17 protein-coding genes are annotated in these 21,005 nt (G+C 58.4%); 8 read left to right on the top strand and 9 right to left on the bottom strand.

The genetic code is table 11. The features are described from left to right. Window positions 1-15: 15 nt before the first annotated feature. The gene (locus XH84_RS39950) at window positions 16-360 is read left to right on the top strand and encodes a hypothetical protein (protein ID WP_164936498.1); all 345 of its coding nucleotides are present in this window, start codon (window positions 16-18) and stop codon (window positions 358-360) included. 12 nt (window positions 361-372) lie between these two features. Here XH84_RS39950 and bfr read toward each other — a convergent pair whose 3' ends face one another. The 4 genes from bfr to XH84_RS23270 all read right to left on the bottom strand — a co-directional run bounded on the left by bfr (window position 373) and on the right by XH84_RS23270 (window position 2,728). Next, entirely contained in the window at window positions 373-861 is a 489-nt protein-coding gene (bfr, locus tag XH84_RS23255) for a bacterioferritin (RefSeq protein WP_128921403.1), read from the bottom strand. Window positions 862-1,017: 156 nt separating this feature from the next. Then, complete coding sequence (locus XH84_RS23260) at window positions 1,018-1,245, bottom strand: (2Fe-2S)-binding protein (RefSeq protein WP_128921402.1); 228 nt, start codon at window positions 1,243-1,245, stop codon at window positions 1,018-1,020. A gap of 157 nt (window positions 1,246-1,402) precedes the next feature. After that, window positions 1,403-2,116, bottom strand: coding sequence for a caspase family protein (locus XH84_RS23265; RefSeq protein WP_164936497.1), 714 nt, complete (start codon window positions 2,114-2,116; stop codon window positions 1,403-1,405). 252 nt (window positions 2,117-2,368) lie between these two features. After that, window positions 2,369-2,728 carry a hypothetical protein gene (locus XH84_RS23270; RefSeq protein ID WP_128921400.1) on the bottom strand — a complete coding sequence of 120 codons (360 nt, stop codon included), beginning with the start codon at window positions 2,726-2,728 and terminating at the stop codon, window positions 2,369-2,371. Window positions 2,729-3,918: 1,190 nt separating this feature from the next. Between XH84_RS23270 and XH84_RS23275 the strand changes: the two genes are divergently transcribed. The 3 genes from XH84_RS23275 to msrA are packed head-to-tail and all read left to right on the top strand — an operon-like array spanning window position 3,919 to window position 5,203. Continuing rightward, a complete protein-coding gene (locus XH84_RS23275) occupies window positions 3,919-4,410 on the top strand; it encodes a hypothetical protein (RefSeq protein ID WP_245471819.1) in 492 nt (163 codons plus the stop codon). Beyond that, entirely contained in the window at window positions 4,407-4,688 is a 282-nt protein-coding gene (locus tag XH84_RS23280) for a hypothetical protein (RefSeq protein ID WP_128921399.1), read from the top strand. Before XH84_RS23275 ends, XH84_RS23280 begins: the two co-directional genes overlap by 4 nt. Before the next feature lie 2 nt (window positions 4,689-4,690). Next, window positions 4,691-5,203, top strand: coding sequence for a peptide-methionine (S)-S-oxide reductase MsrA (gene msrA / locus XH84_RS23285; RefSeq protein WP_128921398.1), 513 nt, complete (start codon window positions 4,691-4,693; stop codon window positions 5,201-5,203). A gap of 116 nt (window positions 5,204-5,319) precedes the next feature. Here the strand turns inward: msrA and XH84_RS23290 are convergent, their stop codons facing one another. The 5 genes from XH84_RS23290 to XH84_RS23310 all read right to left on the bottom strand — a co-directional run bounded on the left by XH84_RS23290 (window position 5,320) and on the right by XH84_RS23310 (window position 14,016). Then, window positions 5,320-8,154, bottom strand: coding sequence for an ATP-binding protein (locus XH84_RS23290; RefSeq protein ID WP_164936496.1), 2,835 nt, complete (start codon window positions 8,152-8,154; stop codon window positions 5,320-5,322). An 835-nt stretch (window positions 8,155-8,989) separates the two neighbouring features. Beyond that, entirely contained in the window at window positions 8,990-10,588 is a 1,599-nt protein-coding gene (locus XH84_RS23295; protein WP_245471820.1) for an MASE4 domain-containing protein, read from the bottom strand. A 1,043-nt stretch (window positions 10,589-11,631) separates the two neighbouring features. Further along, on the bottom strand, window positions 11,632-12,726 hold the full coding sequence (locus tag XH84_RS23300; protein WP_128921396.1) for a DUF7482 domain-containing protein: 1,095 nt from the start codon (window positions 12,724-12,726) through the stop codon (window positions 11,632-11,634). Window positions 12,727-12,796: 70 nt separating this feature from the next. Beyond that, window positions 12,797-13,366 (bottom strand): cytochrome P460 family protein, encoded by a 570-nt coding sequence (locus XH84_RS23305; RefSeq protein ID WP_128921395.1) that lies wholly within the window; start codon window positions 13,364-13,366, stop codon window positions 12,797-12,799. Window positions 13,367-13,377: 11 nt separating this feature from the next. Further along, window positions 13,378-14,016 (bottom strand): cytochrome P460 family protein, encoded by a 639-nt coding sequence (locus XH84_RS23310; RefSeq protein WP_128921394.1) that lies wholly within the window; start codon window positions 14,014-14,016, stop codon window positions 13,378-13,380. Window positions 14,017-15,000: 984 nt separating this feature from the next. Here XH84_RS23310 and XH84_RS41915 point away from each other — a divergent pair. The 4 genes from XH84_RS41915 to ccmB all read left to right on the top strand — a co-directional run bounded on the left by XH84_RS41915 (window position 15,001) and on the right by ccmB (window position 21,000). Continuing rightward, window positions 15,001-16,782, top strand: coding sequence for a GAF domain-containing sensor histidine kinase (locus XH84_RS41915; RefSeq protein ID WP_128948503.1), 1,782 nt, complete (start codon window positions 15,001-15,003; stop codon window positions 16,780-16,782). Window positions 16,783-17,862: 1,080 nt separating this feature from the next. Then, window positions 17,863-19,113, top strand: a complete 1,251-nt coding sequence (gene hemA / locus XH84_RS23320) for a 5-aminolevulinate synthase (RefSeq protein ID WP_128921467.1) — start codon at window positions 17,863-17,865, stop codon at window positions 19,111-19,113. Window positions 19,114-19,586: 473 nt separating this feature from the next. Beyond that, complete coding sequence (ccmA, locus tag XH84_RS23325; RefSeq protein WP_128921466.1) at window positions 19,587-20,213, top strand: heme ABC exporter ATP-binding protein CcmA; 627 nt, start codon at window positions 19,587-19,589, stop codon at window positions 20,211-20,213. Between the two features lie 124 nt (window positions 20,214-20,337). Beyond that, window positions 20,338-21,000 carry a heme exporter protein CcmB gene (gene ccmB / locus XH84_RS23330; protein WP_128921393.1) on the top strand — a complete coding sequence of 221 codons (663 nt, stop codon included), beginning with the start codon at window positions 20,338-20,340 and terminating at the stop codon, window positions 20,998-21,000. The last annotated feature ends 5 nt before the right edge of the window (window positions 21,001-21,005 follow it).

A 21,005-nucleotide genomic window follows, 5' to 3' on the forward strand; every position in this document is an offset into this window, starting at 1 on the left:
TCCGGAGATCAGCTCGTGTTTCCAACGATATGTGACCCTGATCTCTTCCCGGCTCCCGAGGCGGATCAGCAAAGAAGAAATGAGCGGGAGAAAGAAACCGTGAAATTGAAGTGGTCAATGCTGACGAAAGGACGGACAGAATACCCAGGGCCGTTCGTCGCACGAACCCAGTCGGCAATCATGGGAAACTCGTCATTAGCCGGTGGCGAAACCACGGCCCTCCATGAACCGGCATCCGCGGCGCTGGAACGTCGTGGTCGCAAAGCGCAAGGTACGGTTGCCCACAATCTAGCACAACTGAAGCGTGAGCGGCACAAGTCACTACAGCTGCTCGTCGCCACACCTCTTCGATTGCCGTGACGGCGCAACAATTCAGTGCTCTTCGGTCTTAAGCCCGCCGACATGCTTCTGGGTGTAGAGCTCGAGGCCGATGCGGCCGATTAGATCGAGCTGGGTTTCAAGGAAGTCGATGTGATGTTCCTCATCGCTCATCAGCTTCTCGAACAGGTCGCGCGTGACGTAGTCCTTTACGCTGTGGCAATAGGTCGCCGCTTCCTCATAGAGGGCACGCGCGCTCATCTCCGCGGCGAGATCGCACTCGATAATCTCCTTGACGTTCTGGCCGATGCGCAGGGGATCGAGCACCTGCATGTTTGGAAAACCATCGAAGAAGATAATGCGGTCGGTGAGCTTGTCAGCGTGCTCCATCTCCTCGATGGACTCCTTGCGCCAGACCTTGGCCATCTCGAGGAGACCCCAATTGTTCAGGAAGCGGTAGTGCAGCCAGTACTGATTGATTGCCGTGAGTTCGTGACGCAGCGCCTTGTTGAGATACTCGATGACTTTCGGGTCGCCCTGCATGATGAACTCCAAGACTTGAGGCCCGTTCTCGACCCTCGCAAGTTTAGAACGATTCTAACGAAGAACAAGGAGGCAGGCATACTCTGGGCATGAAACCGAGCAGCGCCTGTCCAGCAAATCAAGGGAGCCTGGGTTACCGTGGACGCGAGTTTTGGCTCATTCATCCTTGGTCCCACCACGCGGGCAGCCGGCCTGACAGGCTAGTGCACGCTCCCTGTACGCCTCGTCGATAATCGTCCTCATGGTGTGCGCGCAGCGGCCGCATTCGGCGCTGCAACCGAGCTGCCCATAGATCTGCTTGGCATTGCGTAGCGCGTCGTCAGCCGTGTTCACCGCGTGGCGAACATCCCGATCGCTGAGGACATTACAGGAGCAGATGATCATGAAACGCGAAGAAATACCCTCAGTGATACGGCGTCATCGATAGGAGACCGAGCCAGTACGTGTCGGAGGCTCCAAGCGAGGAGATGGTTGAGTGTCGACCGCCTTGGGAAGCCAGCCTTGACCTTTGATCTTTGGAGGTCAGCAGAACTCTGTTTGATCAATCGGGGCGACCGGTAGCTGCAGATCGGACGGAGAACACGGGAGCGCCGCTCCACGCCGGTCGAAGATTAACGCTTTCGGTTAAAGTAGATGACACAGCCGGAATCTGTTGGCCCTGAGTAGCAGCCGCAACCGCGTTTCGGGTATTGTTGAAGGCCTCCTCGATCCCCTTCGCTGACTCTATCTGCGAAAGAAGAGCCGTCATCAGCTGACTATGTGGTTCAGCCAGATCTTCGACGACCTGGCCAGGCGCTGCTGAGCTCAGGATGAGCGCGTCCTCACTCGTTTGAATGGGCGCAAGTCCGTGTGAGTAAGTCCTGAAGCGTCGCTCGTAAGGATTGCGGCGTGAGGCCTCAATGACTACGAGCCTGACGCGTGCTCCGGAAGTCTCAAGTTGCGAAAGGAGACGGTCAATGCTTACGCCTTGGCGTCGGACATCCCTTTCACTCCAGATCTTCGCATCGACGGGGATTAGATAATTATGTCCGTCAGATTGGACGCCGAATCCTCCGAAATAGACCAACACAATTGAGTTCAAATGTACTCTTGCACTTAGATGATCAATTGCGCAGGTCATGTCGATACGCGTCGCATTGTCAACGGCGTCGACCAGAAAGCCGTCTTTACGAAGAACATTCGTCAAGCCTTGTGCATCGCGTGTCATTTGGGGAAGAGGCGAGTCGGCATCGGGATAGGTTGCGTTTCCAATCACGAGAGCTATCCGGTCAGCATCGAGGGATGCGGATTTACCCGAACAGACGGACGCGCTCATGGGCGGGTTATGGGGCTTCTCCAACCGAATTGTCCCACCAAGGCCAGTTGAAAGTAAGCCGAGTAGGACCGCAACCTCGCCTAGTATTCTGGGAAGTGTCATTCCATTATGGTCTCCTCCGCTTCACTGAAGAGCCGGTTCTCCTCAGGATGGCTTGAACCGCCGGCATTCGCGCCTTGTCTTCGCATCCTTTCAATTGCGTCGCGCCGTCCAGTAGCCCGAGCATCGCCCCGTCCCTGAGTGGCCTCTCCAGGTCCCTTGACCGGACGTTGCAGACAGCTTGCCCGCGCCCGTGGCATATTTATCTTGGACCGTCACCGAAGCGCGAACCGCGCCGGATTTTGCGACGTAACCTCGGAATTTCACGAGATTGGGATGCGTGACAATTCCGTTGGTCACATCGACAGTAAAGCTGTAACTGGAATCGCAAGCTCCTCTTTGCGTCACGAAGACAAGCTCCCAGGAGCCGTCGTACGCCGAGCGACCATATGCTGCCGGTGCAAAGACAATGAAACAGCTTGCTGCCGCGATCAGAAGGGAACGCTTTTTCATGATAATTCTCCTAGCAGACTATGCATTCGAGCTGTTCCGTAACAGCCACTAGTCGTACTGATCGACACGAGGCGGCGCGGGTTGGGCACGCAGCCCAGCTTCTTGTCGACTTTATCGAGGATCGGCTTGGACACCGCGGTGGACTTCTCGCATTTCAGAATGGTGATATGGGCATTCGATTTTCCTACTGTAGACCGCATCCGCTTATTGGGCCGGTGACGATGCGGGTCGTCACCGCGCCGACCGTCGTGGCCAGCCTAGGGCGCGTCGCGCCGCGACGATTATGTTTCTTGTTCATGCAATCTATAACGGCCGGTCATCGGCTGAGCAGCGACCGCGCACGAATGTCACGAACCCGGACCTCGTCCTTGGTCGCGCCCAACTCGCCGCGCTGACCGGGGAGCAGCTGGCGGCGGAGCGCCCTCAACTCAGATCCGAGATGCGCTATCTGACCGGCTCGAGCGAATGTCGACGTTGGCCGGCTGTCTCTCCGCGGCAGGCCGGCGGCTCGGCTTCCCCCTACCGACCATCAGTCGAACGTCACTTACCTTAGCCCTCAGCTGCTGGTCCGCTCGATGCGGAAACTGTCGCTGATCGAGAGATCAGCGCGCAAGCGCATTCTGGAACAGGTCAACGACGCGGAATCGCAGCCTTCCGGGACTGCTCCGTTCGCGATCGAGGGCGTCGATCAAGTCTTTTCTGGCAATATCAGACCTGTCTACCGGACCAAGTGAATCCGCTCCGGCAGATTGAAGAACCAGTGTCGATCGCTCATGGCATCGTTTCTATAGCCGGAGGTGATTGGACCGACGGCGACCCGGCCCCTATCTTCAATGCAGATCAGGCAGGACTATCGCTAACGCGAAGCTACAGGAAAAACTCGAAGAGGTCTCGCAGTTGACTCCTGAGCACCGCCGTTCACGCAGACCGACGGGACCGAGCGTCCTTCGCTAACAAGACAAAGGAGCCTGCCCTCTGCGTCGACGTTCGTGCTCCGCTTCATGATCGACGGAAAGCTGATTGCGAGCACGATCCGATGACATCAGTCTACAGAGACGCTGCCTTCTTCCGCTCGCTTCTGCACTATCGAGAAACTTATTCTCGTTTAACCGAGTGATTGGATGATTGAGGTACCAAACACAGACTTCACCTTATCCCCAATTCGAAGGAGCCGGTTTCGGCAGTGCCGGATGAAGGGTACCATAGTGTCGAGAGTTCCCGCCGCGAAGAACTACGGCTCTCTCATGTTGACTTGTTGTCTGATCGTCATGTGCATGCTGATTATACCGCTAATGTGGACGATGACGTTGCCAGCTTCCTACGGTCATGATGCGACACACCCGGAGCTAAACCCGTGGTTTGCCAAGCTCCGCAGTAAATCTGGTCCCTGCTGTGACGGCTCCGACGCCCTACATCTACGGGATGTCGAGTGGACGACTCAAAACAAGAAGGAAAGCCATTTTAGGGTTCTGGTGCCAAAGACCGCCGAACTCTACAGAGCCGCCTCCGACGGTCGGGACATGAAGAAGGGCGATACCGAGTGGGTCGATGTTCCGGACGATGCACTCGTTACCGACCCGAACCTGGACCACAGCACCTTGGTATGGGTGTGGTATAGCTCCGGTTTTCAGATGACTGACGAACCGCACATTCGCTGTTTCATGCCGGGAGCGCTGACATGATCAGCGCGGTCCGCGAATACGCCGCTTTAAAAAGAAAAATACGGCCCATCGAGGTTGAGAACTTCGTCGAGACCGTTGACAGTTCGCACGGCATGACACACGGACCGAGATTCGCTCCAGCAGCCAGCTTGGTCAGTTTTTTTCCGGATAGGCCGCGCGTCAAGGGCGGGCTGAGCTGCTGCATGAACTCGGCTTCGTCGACGTTCGTCCGCCGCAGCGATTTTGACAGCGACGGGTACGGCGGATACGTGAAGCTCTTTGCAAAGCAGGAGGCTTGACAATGGTAGCGACTACAGAGCGCGCGATCTTGGCAGGAGGATGCTTCTGGGGAATGCAGCAGTTGGTGCGACGCTTGCCCGGCGTGGTCTCGACACGGGTCGGCTATTCTGGCGGCGACATCAAGAACGCCACGTACCGCAACCACGGCACACACGCCGAAGCAATTGAGATCAATTTCGAACCGAGCCAGACGAGCTTCCGCGACCTGCTAGAGTTTTTCTTCCAAATCCACGACCCGACGACGCCCAACCGGCAGGGAAACGACCGAGGTGCAAGCTACAGGTCGGCGATTTTCTACACGAGTGAGGAACAGCGTCGTGTCGCCGAAGATACCATTGCCGATGTCGAGACCTCAGGACTTTGGCCCGGAAAGGTTATGACCGAGCTCTCGCCCGCTGGCGATTTCTGGGAAGCGGAGCCCGAGCACCAGGATTATCTGGAACGCTATCCGAACGGCTACACCTGCCATTTCATCCGTTCGCATTGGAGGCTGCCGCGGAGAAACGCCGCCTGACGGCGATCGCGGTGACTGTGGCGTGCGGCGCGGCAGCTTCACGGGGTGCGCGCCATAAGTCATTGCCAAGTGGAAGCCGCGACTTCCTGTTTTTTGGATGGCGCGTGCCGGCAGCCTCATGCCGCCTGATCAGCATTCACCGGCAGCGTGAACTCAAACGTTGCGCCGAAGGGCGCGTTTGGAGTGACCCACAGCCGGCCACCGTGGGCTTCGATGATCGAACGGCAGATTGAGAGTCCCATACCCATGCCGCTGGATTTTGTAGTGAAGAAGGGCTCGAACAGCCGCCCCGCATTCTCGGTGGAGATCCCGACACCGCAATCCGTCACACTTACGTGCACTTGTTGTGTCTCTTGTTGGCCAGATTGGATCATCAGTTGCCGCGGGCGATCCGTGACCGATTGCATGGCTTCAATACCATTCATCACCAGGTTCATAACCACCTGCTGCAAATGGACCCGATCGGCCATGATCGTGGGCAGGGTTGGGGCCAACTCCAAATGCAACGACACCAGGTGGCTGGTTAACTCACCCTCCAGCAGCGCGATGACCTCATTGATGACGTCATTGACGTCGAGCGTTACTTTCTCAATCTCAGCCTTTTTCGCGAGCGTCCGGATGCGCCGGATCACCTCACTCGCTCGATTGTTAGCTTTGACGATCAATTCCAGGCAACCGCGCGCTTCGTCCAAGTCCGGAGTTGCGCGGTCGAGCCATTTCCGACAGGCCAAGGCGCCGTTGTCGACGGCCGCGAGTGGCTGTTGCACCTCGTGCGCGATCGAGGCCGTCAACTCTCCAAGGGAGATCACCCGACTAATGTGAGCAAGCTCAGCCTGCGTTTGGCGGTATCGCCGCTCGCTTTCACTGGTCTCGCGCCGAAGCCGCGCCAATTGCAGGTTTGCTTCGACGCGGGCGATCAGCTCGCGGGCGCTGAACGGCTTCAGAAGATAGTCATCGGCGCCTGCTTCTAGTCCCTCAACCTTCGCTTCCTCGCCAGCACGTGCCGAAAGCAGGACTACCGGCACGTCACGAAGAGCACCATCTCTACGGATCGCCTGAAGGAGGCCGAACCCGTCAAGCCGCGGCATCATCACATCTGTGAGGATGAGGTCCGGACGCCTCGCGCGGGCGGCGTCGAGCGCTGCCTGGCCATCCGCAACAGCCTGCACGTCATAGCGCGCGGCCAGCAGGCGCCGTACGTACTCGAGCATATCGGCGTTGTCGTCGGCAACCAACACCGTTGCACGTTCGACTGCAGCAGCGACCCGATGTGGACTGATCAGTTCCTTTTCGATCGCACCCTCGTGTGCCACACCGCCGGGGAGCGAGCGCAACGCCTCCTCGACGAAGGCTTCCGCCTGGCCCCCCGTTTGAGCCATCGTCGGCTCGCCGCCAATTCGCTCTCTCGGCAGGTGGGCGGTGCCCATCGGAATCATCACCGTGAAGGTTGTGCCGCTCCCGAGAACGCTTTGCGCCCACACCGTGCCGCCGTGCAACCTGACGAGTTCCTGTACGAGCGCTAGTCCGATCCCGGTCCCCTCCATCGTGCGGCCCTCCTGGCCCTCGACGCGATAGAAGCGCTCGAAAAGCCGCGGAAGCTCGGACTCTGGGATACCCACCCCGGTGTCACGGACGACTAGCTGTACCGAGGGTCCTGCGGGCCGAAGCACCACCGCGACTTCTCCGTTGAACGTGTACTTGAAGGCGTTCGACACGAGGTTGAGGACGATCTTCTCCCACATGTCCCGGTCGACGTAGACGGGGCCGGAGAGAGGTGGGCAGTCGATGGTGAAACGTAGGCCCGCCCGGCTCATCGCTGACCTGAAATTACTGGCGACTTCCGCCGTATAGACAGCCAAGTCGATGGGCTCATAGAGCGCCCGGACACGGCCCGCCTCAATGCGGGAGAAGTCAAGCAGCGTGTTGACCAATTTGAGCAGCCGCAGGCCGTTGCGGTGCATGATCTCAAGATCGCGCCGCTCGGAGACAATCGTGGCCGCCGTCGGATGGCGCACCAGGGCATCTTCGAGCGGCCCGAGCATCAGGGTCAAAGGCGTGCGGAACTCGTGGCTTGCGTTGGAAAAGAAGGCGGTCTTAGCGCGATCGATTTCGGCGAGGGCCTCGGACCGGCGGCGCTCTTCTTCATAGGCGCGGCTGTTGGCGACCGCCGTGGCCATTTGCGCAGCCACCAGATCGAAGAACCGTCGATACCGGACGTCGAGCTCCCGGCGGGGATTGATTCCGCCAATAAGCACACCGGTCACGCCGGCATGCTGGCCCGATTTCGCCACCGGCAAGACAATCGCCTGCCGCGTCGGCTCAGGCCAAATGCCCGCAGGCAGCGCCGCAACACGCAAATGTAGATCATCGAGCACAATCGGCTCACCGTTGCGCACGGCCCGCGCGATGGACCACCCGTCATTCCCATCCAGCGCGAGATGGCCAGCCGGATGATAGTTCGACCTTTGGAGGCCGGCCGAAGCCGCGAGTGAGACGCCCTGCCCATCGTCATCGACCAAGTACAAGAGAGCGAAAGGGATTTCCGGGTTATTTTCCCCAAGGACCTCGGCGAAGGTACGGCATGCTTCCTTGACGCTTTTCGATTCTGCGGTCCTTGCGGCCAGTTCGCGCAAAATCTGCATCCGACGCTCACTGAGAACCCGCTCTGTCGTTTCGAAGACCGCGGTGAACGCGCCGCCGACGCGACCATCGGCGGCCTTGATGGGACTATATGAGTAGGTGAAGTACGCCTCTTCGAGATAGCCGTAGCGCTCCAGCGGAAGCAGCAGGTCTTCGGACCAGGTTGCTTCACCCCCCTTCAATACACCGTCAAGCTGCGCACCAAGGATGTCCCAAACCTCCGGCCAAACCTCGATGCCCGGACTGCCTAGCGCCTTCGGATGCTTGCCCCCCGCACCGAGTATAGGCCGCCAGGCATCGTTGTAGAGCACTGTAAACTCCGGCCCCCAGAAAATAACCATTGGGAACCGCGAGTTGAGCAAGATGCTTAGGGCCATCTTGAGCGAATCGGGCCATTGCGCCGGTGGCCCCAACGGGGACTGCGTCCAGTCATGGGCACGCATGAGTGCGCCCATTTCGCCGCCACCAGAAAGAAACTCTGGGGGGCGGCTGCCCCCCTCGTCCCGTATCACCGCGCTTCCTCCAATTTTTTGGCCGCGCTCATCGAGGCGGTAGCGGTGACGTCGAGATGTTCCATCGCGACCGGCCGCGAGGACGCCTACAAACCGTACAGCGCAACGCCAAGCGGGTTGATCGGTTCCACCCTCAATCCCCTCGCCTTTGCGACGTGCTCCTCCAAACGCGGATCTGTGTGCGCGAATGCCCTCGGCGAAAGAGCTCGCCATCGGCGCTTACCGCGCTTTGAGCAGCTCGGCGCTCCCTTGAATGTCACCTCGTCGCACTTGATCTAGTGAGTACCACGCCGCACCAGCGAGGTGAACCACGATGAGGCGCAAAGATATATAAGCAAAAAGGATGCCCTCTCCCGTCAAAACCACCATCTCCTTCATAACCGCGCTGCGATGATCTCGCGCAAAGTGTGAAAGGCCGAGGCGCGCTAAGTGGCCGCGATGGTAGTGAGTGTCTTTCTGGGCGATCGATGCGCGATGGCAAAAAATGTTCAATCTGAGAGGTGGGATATCGCGACGCACGCTGAGCCAGACATTGAAGTGACTCGAACATGAGGTCACGCGAACCCCAATCCGGCGATTTCGCCGCTGACTGTGGCCGAACGGAAACAGACGCGGCTGAGAAGCACTGCGCAAGCTAGTGCTCCCGGTGGACAGGCAGCGTGAATTGAAAAATGGCACCTTGGGGCAGATTGGCGGTCACCCACAATCGGCCCCCATGGGCCTCGATGATCGATCGGCAAATTGACAGCCCCATCCCCATCCCGTGCACCTTGGTCGTAAACTGCGGTTTGAATATCAGATCGACAGCGCTCGGCTCGACGCCCTTCCCCACGTCTTCCACCGATACCAAAAGATTGACGGGGTCGTATACTTTAGACCTTAAGGAAAGTATCCGGTCCCCATCTTCAGTGGCCATTGAATCGATCGCGTTTGTGATCAAATTCACGAGCACCTGCTGCAGCTGAACCTGGTTGCCCTCTATCGGTGGGAGCGATGGGTTGTAGTCGGTTTGAACCGCTACCCGATACTTCTGCAGGTCGTCACGCACGAGATCCAGAGCTTCGCGGATCAGGTTGTTGACGTCGAGCGAGGTCCGGGTTCGCGCATCCCTCTTGAATAGCGTCCGAATATTCTCGATCACCGCGTCCGCACGGTGCCCGCTGCTAACGATTCCCTGTAATGCGGCTTTGGCCTCATCGATGTTGGGCGTCGCGCGATCAAGCCAGCGGAGGCCCGTACTGGCGTTCATAATCATCGCTGACAGTGGCTGCTTGATCTCATGCGCAACGGTGGCGGCAACCGCGTCCCCCGTCAGCAGACGCACCTCGCGCTCGCGGCGTTGGGCGAGGACTGCGCGCAACAGTTCACCGTAAAGCATCGTCACTTCTTTCATCAGTATGAGCAGCACAAAGCTGCCGGAAAGCACACCGTAAATTCGCCCGGCATACCAGCCGATGCTAAAGCGGTACGGAATTGGAAAGGCGGTGAGGGCGATCTCGACAATGTATGCAAACAAGACCAACATCAGCCAGAGATCGAGCACCGAGCGGTGCCGCAGCCATAGCAAGACGAGTGCGACGACGAATAATGCCGCCATCGGTCCGATCACGTAGTACCAGAGATAGGAAACCTCCGCCGTGTCGAGCATGATGCGCGGGAGGAGCGCATGGCCTGCTGTAACGAAAACTGTCGCGCAACAGACGAGCGCAGTAACTAATCCGACTGTCGTAAGAACCCACGCACGAATGGAGCGTGGCGATACCCACTCCATCGGATCGGCATCCTTCAGCAGGGTATAGACGATTGCGAACAGCGCGAAGCCGAGGTGCGACAGGACGTAGAGCCACACCGTACTCTGAAGGCCGCCGCCAAGGCCGCCCTCCGGCGCCAATACGCCTGGAAAAGTGAGCGTCCAAGGAATTGCGATGAGCGCCGTCAGGAAATAGCCATTCGCCAGTGCGAGGAGCGCATACGAACGTACGACGGAAAACTGCGCGAAGAGCAGGGCTGCGGTGATAGAGTCGATGACGAAAATCGCGGTGCCGTAAGCGGGTATGAAGGCGTCAACCCGCCTCAGCGGCAGGCCCGATAGCGGGCCTGCCACGATGACAAATACAACGAGCAGCACTAGTACAACCCCAAGCGCGAACCGCCTTTGAGCGACGCTGGGCGAAAGATTCGAGAGTACAAGCTCTTGCCCGTGTAATCCTGCCACTGACCTTTCCATGAACATGTTCGCCTCACGTCGAAAGTTCGCGATGGGCGGCACTTTCGAGTTCGCTGGCCTGAAAGTCGAAATCAGACTTCCAGAATGCGGTGCCTTTCCTATCCACCACTTGCCCGACAAAGTTATCCGCCCTCACTAGACCAAAGTCGCAGGGCGCCTCGACCACAGTCTAACGCCAGCGATCACCTTCGCCAATGCCGGCGCGACGCGAGTGCAATTGAGCGATATTGACGTCTGTCTGATACAACACCGCCGGAAGTTGCGCAGCCCGGCTATGAGTGGAAGAGGCCCCGGATGCCATCGGGGGAAAGGAGACGAGAGCTTCACTCGGGGTCCGCTCGCGCCGGAGCCGGGCTGACTAGGCGGTCGTTAGCTAGCCCAACCGCAAATGCGGATATCGGTTCAGAGTGTGATGCCCGACACACTCCGGCCGATTACTGCGCCCAGGAGCGTCTATTCTGGTCCGGGAATTGGCGGGGTCCCTGCCGCCGTTGGCCGAGCGGAGGTCCAGTGGAATACTGCGCCAGGAACCACCCGCCCCTGCAATCGCATCGTCGGCTTTGCAGCGCAGAAGCGCCTGCCGGCGATGTATCAATTCCCGCGAGTGCGCGGTCGCCGCAGGGTTGATCAGCTACGGGCCCAACTTCAGAGAGCTACCAGAACGCCGGAGCCTACGGCGGCCGGATCCTCAAGGGCGAAAAGCCCGCTGACCTGCCTGTCATGCAGCCGACCAAATTCGATTTCCTGATCAATCTCAGGACAGCAAGGCGCTCGGACTGACGGTGCCACTGTCGCCGCTCGCCGAAGCCAGCGAGGTGATCGAATAGGACGCAAATTACTATAAGGCCGCAAGTGGCTCATCTACGGCTTGCGCGGGGCCAAATGTCCGCCTCTCACCAACATGGGCCACCTTCCCAAGCCTCAGAATTCGACAACGTTGGAAAACAGCGACCGGTGGCTCACTTAAGGAGACTCCAACCGCTTGGTCGATCAATTTCGATTGCGCTCCCCTGTATGAATAGAAAAGCGCAGTTATGTGCGCCAGGAGATTATTCGTTCGTGAAGCCAACGACCGGGCAATTCACCAGATTCCCCGTCGTCTTTACTGCCCCCCCGGCGGGGCTCACCAGTAAACCTGACGCGCTCTTGGCTTCGAGATCATCGCCGTCAGTGATCAGTTTCCGTTGACCCTGCGAGATAGCCTCCGTGCTCCACTCGGCCAATCGCACGTCCCACATCGGAGAATATCCGGCGCTAATCTCTGTGAAGTGCGCGAGGATGTCGAGCGAGGGCCCCTCTCCCTTGATGGCGCTGTCGAGCCCTTGGCGGTTGGGATCTTTCGTACCCATGTTGCCGTTCACAATCGTATAGATCACCTCTGTCGCGCCGCTCTGCAGAATGTCGCTCTCCGCCGGCGCAAAGGTGGACGACTCGAGGGTCGCCGACTCTTCGGAGTTTGCGTCAAAGCTAAGGTAGCGGAGGTGTTTGCCGTTCGCGAAGCCAAACCGGAGCTTCAGGTCCACGGTGCCCTTATCAGGACAGATGCTCGCCACGGAGTCCGTCACAACAGAATAATCAGGACTGCCGTTGCAGAACGCGATCTTCTCTGGCCCGACGTCGAACGCGATGACCGGAGCATTAAAGACAATGTCCTTATCGTTCGTCACCCGAACCAATGGACTGTAGTGCGCATCTCCGACAGACCCGGCCCGGGCCGTCCTAGGAGGAAAAAAGTTGGGCGCCTCTCCCGCCACTAGCGTCTGCGACGGCGAGAAATCGATCCGGCCAGATTTGAACGTGAAGTTGCCCGAGTCGTCCATTTCCGCGACCCGCGTGCTCGTCAGGTCTTTGGCTTTAGCAAGACTCGGCGCCCAAGTGAGCCCCATCTTTTTTGAGGTAGCAAAATCACTTACGTCGGTAAGCACGAACCAAACAGTTTCTCCCGAAGAAAGACGCCCACGATGGAGCGGCAGCGTTACCACCTCTCGTGCGAGGTCCACCTGACCAGACGTAAGGAATTGCTTTGTGATCCTCTTATCAACAGGTGCACTGGCGGCTAGACTCCCTTGAGGTGCCGAAAGCGACACCACAAGGATCATCATCGATCCGCAAATGCATCTGCCGCGCTTTTTGCTGGACTCCATGGCTCTACCTTTTTTCTGCATTCAGTCCCGTTTTGCACACATACTTCGAGCGCAGCTCGCTAACGAACTGTCACTTTTTCAGTCCGGGATAGCCTTGCACATAGATCCAGTCGGTTGCCTTGGCGGGGATGTGGCAGCCTAGACAATCAGACTGGAAGTTCGTTGAGGTCGTTTTCACAGGGTCACCCGCGTCGAACCAAGACCAACCCCAACCATTGCCCCACAGCTTATTATCGGGATGACTGTTTTTGCTGTCCTTCACCATCATGAACCAGCCTTTGAGGATTTCTTGATGGCTCACCGTCCCGGTCGTCATATCCGAAGTGGCCGCTTCATAAACTTCCTTCACGAGGACCGAACGTTCAGGGAATTTGCCCGTCGCGCGATAGGCCGCCGCAGTTCCTGGCGAAGCGTACACGACGTGGATCTGCTTGGCGCCCTTATCACCCGCGATAGACCAGCTCCCAAGGAATTCGTATGTGGTCCGGTAATTCTTCGGGATATGCATGTTACCTGCCGCATCAACAAGTTGTTCCTGTGCACGGGCGGGTTGGCTATTGGCAGGCTGTGAGATGAGGGATCCCACGCTCACGACCATCACGAACGCGGACGCTGCGGCCGCGCTTCCACGGAATTTCATCACAGTTCTCCCTACTTCTTTATGGTTTGGCCGGGCGGCACCGGCACCTGGTCGAGCAACGCGTAGAACTGTGTCCAGACGTCATCCCGCTTTGCACTCGCAATGTGGCAGTAGGCGCATTCCTCGATCGGTCGGACACTGGCGGAGGCCGCCTTGGGCTCATAGTGATGGAAGTTGTAATAGCCCCAACCATCGGTAGCCTTATATCTCTTGGTGTCTTTGACAGTCACATCGGCCCCGTTGAACGCACCAGGGAAGAAGCCTTTTCCCGATGGCTCGGTTCTCGAACCGTCCGGATGAGTGGCAGGCTGCATGAGCTGCAGTTCTTTCACAAAGATTGTTCCCTCAGGAAAGACGCCGGTTTTCTTGTAGATCTCGTAAGAACCAGGCTCGATATAAACGTTATGAAATTCGGGAAAGTTTGCTTTGGGAGGGTTTAGGAAATTGGGCGTCAGTGGCGAACCAACATAAACCCATTCGTGAAAATTCTTTGGCAGGATGAGGTCACCCTCCTTCGTGTATTCAGGAAGATAGCGGCTGGTGGCGTGCCAATCGTCAGGTGGTGGAAGCTGCGGCTGCTGTGCGAAAACTGCGCTTGCAATAGCGCCAGCGCCGAGGATGGTGGAAAGTGCTAGTACTGTACGTTTCATGATCGCTCTCCTCTGACCAGCTGTATGTCGCCGAATGAGCAATGATGGCATTCGCACGCAGTTGGTCTCATTGACTACGCACAGGTAAGGTTAGTCGTGGCTGCCGTAATGCGAAAGAAACAAAGGGTCATGAAATTAATGCCCATCCGGAATGACGTCTTCTCGAACTAGCACACCGCGGTGAGGGGGAATTGCCGGCGTCAGTTCTTGCTTTTCGACGTCGGCGTGCTCGCGCTACATCTGCTCACTACCGTTCGGCGGCTTGCATGTTCTTGAGCGTGTAATTGTGGCAGTCGAGAACACGCCAGAGCGAATGGCCCGAATAGGGCGCTCGCACAGCTCAGCGGCTCAGCAAACGTCCCCAGCCTAATCTGGTCGGGCTCTTCGTGATCACCGCCGATATCTCGGTCGCACACTCTTCGAGCAGCGAAACGCTTTCACCACTCGGCTTCAGCGCGTGTTGCTGTTATGGTCGCGCCAGCGCTGCAGCCACTTGACTGCCGGCGCTACAGTCACCTTCAACAGTCAGAGACGCGCCAGGCCGGCCTGGGACGAACTCGAGCTTCTCATGCAGCGTCGTTGTCAGTCAGCGGCTCAAAGCGCCGCGGCACATTCCGCGTGCCGAGACCCGGCAGGAACTCACTATCCCGCAACTGGGCGGGTCAGGCTTGCGGCGTGAGACGCTGACCACCTCCCAGCCCGGGAAGAGAACTTCTTGATCGCTTTTCCGAGTCAGGACCTAGTGGCAACAACTCGTGGGGAGCGATCTGATTCGGGCCGTTACACTCATTAGGTTTGACCACCGTTTATGCTGCCCTCTCAAACGACTTTCCTGTAGCCTGAACGCAAGATAGAATGTCCCGCTGCATCGGGAACCCCCACGCCTTTAGCGCGTTCGGGGGTGATGACGGGTAACCGACATGTCGTTTACCCTGGGGCGTTCTTCAATTGCTCGGCAGCGCTTTCGCCGTACGGAGGCGAACCATGATCGAGACAACCTCATCGACAAATTACTTTCCTGCCGAGGCTTCAGTCCCCCCTGGGGCGGTATCTCTAGAAGCGATCCTTTGCACAGAGGAGCTGCATCGTCGCCCGTGGCGTCCACCCGACCACGAGAAGGAGAACCGCGCGCTGGTAGCGCTGGCCGGCGCGCTCGTTGAGTCACCATCGAATATCCTTCAGACACTTGCCGAGATAATTCTCGACGTCACCCAGTGTGATTCTTCTGGCCTCAGTTTGCTAACGAAGGATGATGGTGGGAAACGGTTTTATTGGCCGGCCATTGCTGGCGAATGGAAACGGCATATTGGCCGCGGGACGCCGCGCGATTTCGGGCCCTGCGGAGACGTGCTCGATCAAGATCGTACATTGTTGTTTCGACATTTCGAGCTGCGTTACCCATACTTCATCCCGATAACGCCCGCGGCGGACGAGTGCCTCCTGGTCCCGTTTTACATCGGGGGCAAGGCTGTCGGGACAATCTGGGCGATCACGCACGGCGAGCGCCGCAAGTTCGATTCGGAAGATGAAAGGATCATGAATACCTTGGGACAATTCGCCTCCCTAGCGTACCAAACCGTCGAGTGCATTGAAGACCTCAAATTACAAATCGCCGCGCGGCAACAGGCGGAAACAGCCGTGCGGGCGCTGGCCAATGGGTTGGAAGCGAAGATCCGGCGCTTAGTCAACGCCAACATTATCGGGATATTCATCTGGAGTTTTGATGGCCGTATCATTGATGCTAATGACGCCTTTCTCCGAATTGTGGGCTACGAGCGCGACGATCTCGTTTCGGGGCGTCTTCTATGGAAGGACTTGACGCCTGACGATTGGCGCAGCGCGGACGAGCGACGGGTCAGAGAATTAGAAACGACTGGAACTGCCCAACCGTACGAGAAGGAGTATTTTCGCAAGAATGGCGATCGCGTGCCTGTGTTGGTTGGAGGTGCGACATTCGAAGAAAAGTCAGATGAAGGCGTCGCCTTCGTGCTCGACTTAACCGATCGCAAGCGAGCGGAAGCAGCGATACGAGAGAGCGAGCGGCGGTATAGCGAAGTACAGAATGAGCTCGCACATGCCAACCGCGTCGCAACGATGGGGCAGCTGCTGGCTTCAATTGCCCACGAGATCAACCAGCCGATCGGAGCATCAATTAATTCCGCCAACGCGGCTCTGAACTTCCTGCGCGCGCAACCGCCAGATCTGGAGGAAGTCAAGCTGGCGCTTGGCGAGATCGTCAAGGTCGGCTTTCGAGCCGGTGATATTATCGATCGGACGCGGGCTCTCGTGAAAAAGGCGCCTCCACAAAAGGACAGCTTCGACATCAATTCAACAGTCCTGGAGGTCGCGGCATTGACGAGCGGCGAGATGTCGAAGAATGGCGTCGCTGTTCAGACGCAGCTTACCGAGAGCCTGCCGGCCGTGCTGGGCGATCGCGTCCAAATCCAACAGGTTCTTCTCAATTTATTTGTTAACGCCGCCGAGGCGATGAGCGGGACAGTGGAAGGACCAAAAAAATTGATAATAAGCACCGAGAGAGACGGCCCCGGGGGCGTGCTCGTGGCGGTGCGGGATTCGGGTCCCGGGCTGGCTGTCGAAAACACCGAGCGGGTGTTCGATGCTTTCTACACGACCAAAACGAGCGGTTTGGGAATGGGGCTGTCCATTTGCCGTTCCATAATTGAGGCGCATCAGGGGCAACTGTGGGCGGCTGCCAACGTGCCCCGGGGCGCCATTTTCCAATTCACGTTGCCGGAATACTCGTAGAAGAGGGGAAGGCAAAGCTCAGTCGCTAATTGACGTAATGCGAGGTTCAGGTGCCACCTGCAAGGGCGCACAGGCTTCGGCTCGGCTCGAACAATACCGAAGCTGATGCTACGCCGCTCTCGTGACCTGAGATCATCAAGGAGCCGGCCCGACCGCAGCCAACGCGACAGCCGGGCCTACAGCAGGCAAATTGCTGACTATGGGCGTCTTCTGCGGTCTCAGAGGTGGTCGGCCGCCACGCAAGTTCTTGCGGCTCCTGTTCGGGTCTTTCGCAGCCGTGATCGCAAGACTGGTACTAAATTGCGGGGAGCACCTACGGCGCGTCTGTCCCATGCATCGGTCGAACGCGCAGCGGAAACGCCGGCACGATGATCGGCTCGCATGCGAGACTGGAACGAGCAAATGCGGGCGTTCCAGAGACCTGCATCACCGACGATTGGCGACACGCTCACGCCGGCTATCTATATTTTGACCTCGAGCGCCGGGATTTGGAACCACCGATCTTCAAAGCAGATTGCGGCACCGAGTCAAAGGCGGTGCCGCCTTCGCATCAGGTGTACAGATTTCAGACCAGCATCGAACGCTGTCGTCGCCCCAGTTCACCCCAAGGCGAAAGCGATCATCCACGCCCCCGACGAGAAGCGGGACAGCTGGGTGCGCGCCCAAGGAACATCAAGGCATTGCGGAGGCGCTGCCAGATGACGCGCTCACGATGGCGATGTGTGGGGCCGACAAAGAGAATCGAGCCGCAGATGACTGTCCTCATCTTCCGCTTATAACCCCAGGCATCCTAAGGCTTCATCAACCGTGTCTGCCGTCGAGTCGCGACCGCGGTCCGGACTGCTCTGGACTTATAAGCTGCCTCAGTTGACGCCCGACTATAACCAGGGGTCATGCAAATTATAACTGAGATGAGTGAGAAGTGCTCTGCGTGATGAGCTATGGTCGAGCTACCGTTGAGGAGAGATTGAGATGCTCGATCTGGACGTATCAGAAACTTGGCGAGAAAGGCACCCGACGCGCGGATCCGTCGGTAATAGAAATTTGTACGCGGATGTTGCACCGGAGCAAAGAGCGTTGATGTCGTCCGACGAAACATTCGCTACTGCCGAAAACAATTGTGTGGCCAAGATCTATGAACGTCATTTCCATGAGTCTCTTGAGCGCCTGCACGGCGAGCGGCGCTATCGTGTCTTCGCTGACATCGAACGCATCTCTGGCCGCTTTCCTGCCGCCAGATGGCGCCGATCTGACGGGACCATTACCGAGATTACGGTTTGGTGCTCGAATGATTATCTCGGCATGGGACAGCATCCGGAGGTCGTGAGCGCGCTGACTGCAACGGCACTGCGCTGCGGCGCCGGAGCGGGTGGAACACGTAACATCGCCGGAAATAATTCGCCCTTGGTTGATTTGGAGGCAGAGCTTGCTGATCTGCATGACAAGGAAGCGAGCCTCGTGTTCACCTCGGGCTACGTATCGAATCAAACCGGCATCTCGACGATTGGTAAGCTGATCCCGGACTGTGTGGTCTTGTCTGATGCACTCAACCACAATTCGATTATAGAGGGCGTCCGTCAATCCAGCTGCGAAAAGCGGATTTTTCGACACAACGATCTCGATCACCTCGAGGCGTTGCTGCGCGAGGCAGGAGACCGCCCTAAGCTTGTCGTGTTCGAGTCGATATACTCGATGGATGGCGATGTGGCCCCGATCGGCGCCATTTGCGATCTTGCGGACCGGTATGGTGCGATGACCTACCTTGATGAGGTTCACGCGGTAGGCCTGTACGGCGCTCGCGGCGGCGGCATCAGCGAGCGTGATGGCGTGATGAACCGCGTCAGCGTGATCGAGGGGACCCTCGCCAAGGGGTTTGGCTGCATTGGCGGTTATATCTCGGCGTCGCGATTAATCTGCGACGCGGTACGCTGCTTCGCACCCGGATTCATCTTCACGACAGCACTCCCTCCACCGATTGCCGCCGCAGCCCGTGCATCAGTTCGTTACCTGAAGCATTCGTCTGCCGAGCGCGAAGCACACCAACGGCAAGCCGCCGCAACGAAGAGGGCGCTCCGAGCCGCCGGGCTTCCGGTCCTCCCGACCGAAACTCACATCGTGCCTGTGGTTGTCGGCGATGCGGAACTGTGCAAGGCGGCGGCAGATCGCCTTCTAGAGCGCCACGCAATCTATATCCAGCCGATCAACTATCCGACGGTCCCTCGTGGGACGGAGCGTCTGCGCATTACGCCGTCGCCATATCACGAGGATAGCCACATAGAGCAACTCACAGCTGCGCTCGCTGAGACTTGGGACACCCTCTCTCTTGCCTGAGAGCCTTACTTGGGAGCGTCCCCTTCGCAACTACCCCCGCCCGGACCATGCATCGGAGGGGTGTCGGGTACCCGGCGGGCGCAGACCCAGCTGGGAAGCCGTTGCGCGCCCCACGGTGCGGCCGAGGCAGCCAATTTGGGACGATGGACCATCCAAGCAAAGCCGTTTGGGGGTAGACCCGCCGATTTTCGACACGCTTCCGAAGAAAAAAGGTGATGCGCCCGAATTCAGTCCTTCTATCGCGCGACCGGTTCGCATCGGTCGTTGCCTGGCACATTTTGCTGCCGACGTTCGCAATCGGGCTTGCATCCTTCTAGTGGGCAGCCCCGAAGAACTGAAATTCCTCACTTTCTTGGGCGGTTCTTTTCAACGGGCCTTCCCTTCGCTCGAACACCCTGATCCGGACTCGAAAAGCTCTCCAACCGGATATTCAAGAACGATCCGAACCAAGCAACGGGCGACCGGAAATGAAAATGGATATCGCGCGGCGGTGCAATCTCCTGATCGAGGATCTTTCCGTCGCGCGCGGCGAGCGCGTAGTGTTCGGCGGGGTGTCTTTGCGACTGGACTCTGGCGAAATCGCCGAAGTGACGGGGCCGAATGGCGTAGGAAAATCCACACTCTTGCGCGCGATTGCCGGTTTCTTACCGCTGCGATCCGGCCGCATGTCATGGGCGGAGTCCGGGACCACGGATTCTGCAACCCTGGCGGAGCGCCTCCACTATGTGGGCCATCTCGACGCGCTGAAATCGGCATTGACCGTCCGCGAAAACCTCGAGATTGGGCTGGGGATTTTGGGGCGAGATCGGCTAACCCCGTTAGAGGCGCTGGCCCGCATGGAGTTAGCCCACGTTTTCGATCTGCCTGTCGGCTATCTCTCCGCGGGGCAGCGTCGCCGTGTCGCATTGGCCCGGCTCCTGATTGCAGATCGCCCGTTATGGCTGCTCGACGAGCCGCTAACCGCGCTCGACCAGCACGCTCGCACTTTGCTGAAGGCTATTGTGGCCGACCATCTCAAAAGCGGAGGATTGATGCTCGCCGCGACCCACGAACCACTCGGTCTGCCGGAGACGATCCAAGTCAGGCTCAGAGCGATCTGAGGGTCGTACTGTTGGGGTGCAGTCCGCACCTCCCTAGTCGCCGAGGTCGGGAAAGGGGAGGTCTAGCTCCTCTGCCGATTTCTCCGGAGCGGTCTCGAGGCGATAGCCACGCCGGACGGGGCCTATGAGCCGTATTCTCCTTGTCATTTTTCTTCGCGACCTCATGCTGGCGCGCCGCGTCGGTGGAGGCGGGGTTCTCGGCCTGGTCTTCTTCCTCAGTCTCGTGACGATCGTACCCTTTGCGATCGGACCTGACCTGCATTTGCTGTCGCGCATCGGTCCAGCCATTCTTTGGATAGCAGCGCTCCTCGCGAGTCTACTGGGTCTTGACCGTCTGTTCCAGGCGGATCACGAAGACGGTTCGCTGGACCAGATGTTGCTATCGCCGGCGCCCCTGGAACTCATTATTCTGGTAAAGTGCGTGGCCCACTGGTTTGTCACGGGGCTGCCGCTCGTTATGCTCTCGCCTTTGTTTAGTCTGATGTTGGATTTAGACGGCCCGGCTCTCTGGGCGGTGGCAGCAACGCTGTTGGTTGGTACGCCAGCTTTGACTTTTCTGGGAGCAATCGGTGCAGCTCTTACCGTGACGCTACGGCGCGGCGGTCTTTTGCTGTCAATCCTGGTCGTGCCGTTAACCGTGCCAGTGCTGATCTTCGGTGTCTCCGCGACCGAGAGTGGCACAGTGCCCTTTCTGACGCCCTTCCTGGTCCTCAGCGCGCTCGGACTCGCATCCATCGCCCTCGCTCCAATCGCCGCAGCCGCAGCGCTTCGCGGCGCGGGACAATGATGAGC

Origin of the sequence: Bradyrhizobium nanningense (assembly GCF_004114535.1) — a bacterium.
Taxonomy (GTDB): Bacteria; Pseudomonadota; Alphaproteobacteria; order Rhizobiales; family Xanthobacteraceae; genus Bradyrhizobium; species Bradyrhizobium nanningense.

Coding starts and splice junctions, on each gene's coding strand:
- bfr (WP_128921403.1), bottom strand. CDS start 861: ATGCAGGGCGACCCGAAAGTCATCGAGTATCTCAACAAGGCGCTGCGT.
- XH84_RS23260 (WP_128921402.1), bottom strand. CDS start 1,245: ATGATCATCTGCTCCTGTAATGTCCTCAGCGATCGGGATGTTCGCCAC.
- XH84_RS23270 (WP_128921400.1), bottom strand. CDS start 2,728: ATGAAAAAGCGTTCCCTTCTGATCGCGGCAGCAAGCTGTTTCATTGTC.
- XH84_RS23275 (WP_245471819.1), top strand. CDS start 3,919: ATGAAGGGTACCATAGTGTCGAGAGTTCCCGCCGCGAAGAACTACGGC.
- XH84_RS23280 (WP_128921399.1), top strand. CDS start 4,407: ATGATCAGCGCGGTCCGCGAATACGCCGCTTTAAAAAGAAAAATACGG.
- msrA (WP_128921398.1), top strand. CDS start 4,691: ATGGTAGCGACTACAGAGCGCGCGATCTTGGCAGGAGGATGCTTCTGG.
- XH84_RS23295 (WP_245471820.1), bottom strand. CDS start 10,588: ATGTTCATGGAAAGGTCAGTGGCAGGATTACACGGGCAAGAGCTTGTA.
- XH84_RS23300 (WP_128921396.1), bottom strand. CDS start 12,726: ATGGAGTCCAGCAAAAAGCGCGGCAGATGCATTTGCGGATCGATGATG.
- XH84_RS23305 (WP_128921395.1), bottom strand. CDS start 13,366: ATGAAATTCCGTGGAAGCGCGGCCGCAGCGTCCGCGTTCGTGATGGTC.
- XH84_RS23310 (WP_128921394.1), bottom strand. CDS start 14,016: ATGAAACGTACAGTACTAGCACTTTCCACCATCCTCGGCGCTGGCGCT.
- XH84_RS41915 (WP_128948503.1), top strand. CDS start 15,001: ATGATCGAGACAACCTCATCGACAAATTACTTTCCTGCCGAGGCTTCA.
- hemA (WP_128921467.1), top strand. CDS start 17,863: ATGTCGTCCGACGAAACATTCGCTACTGCCGAAAACAATTGTGTGGCC.
- ccmA (WP_128921466.1), top strand. CDS start 19,587: ATGGATATCGCGCGGCGGTGCAATCTCCTGATCGAGGATCTTTCCGTC.
- ccmB (WP_128921393.1), top strand. CDS start 20,338: ATGAGCCGTATTCTCCTTGTCATTTTTCTTCGCGACCTCATGCTGGCG.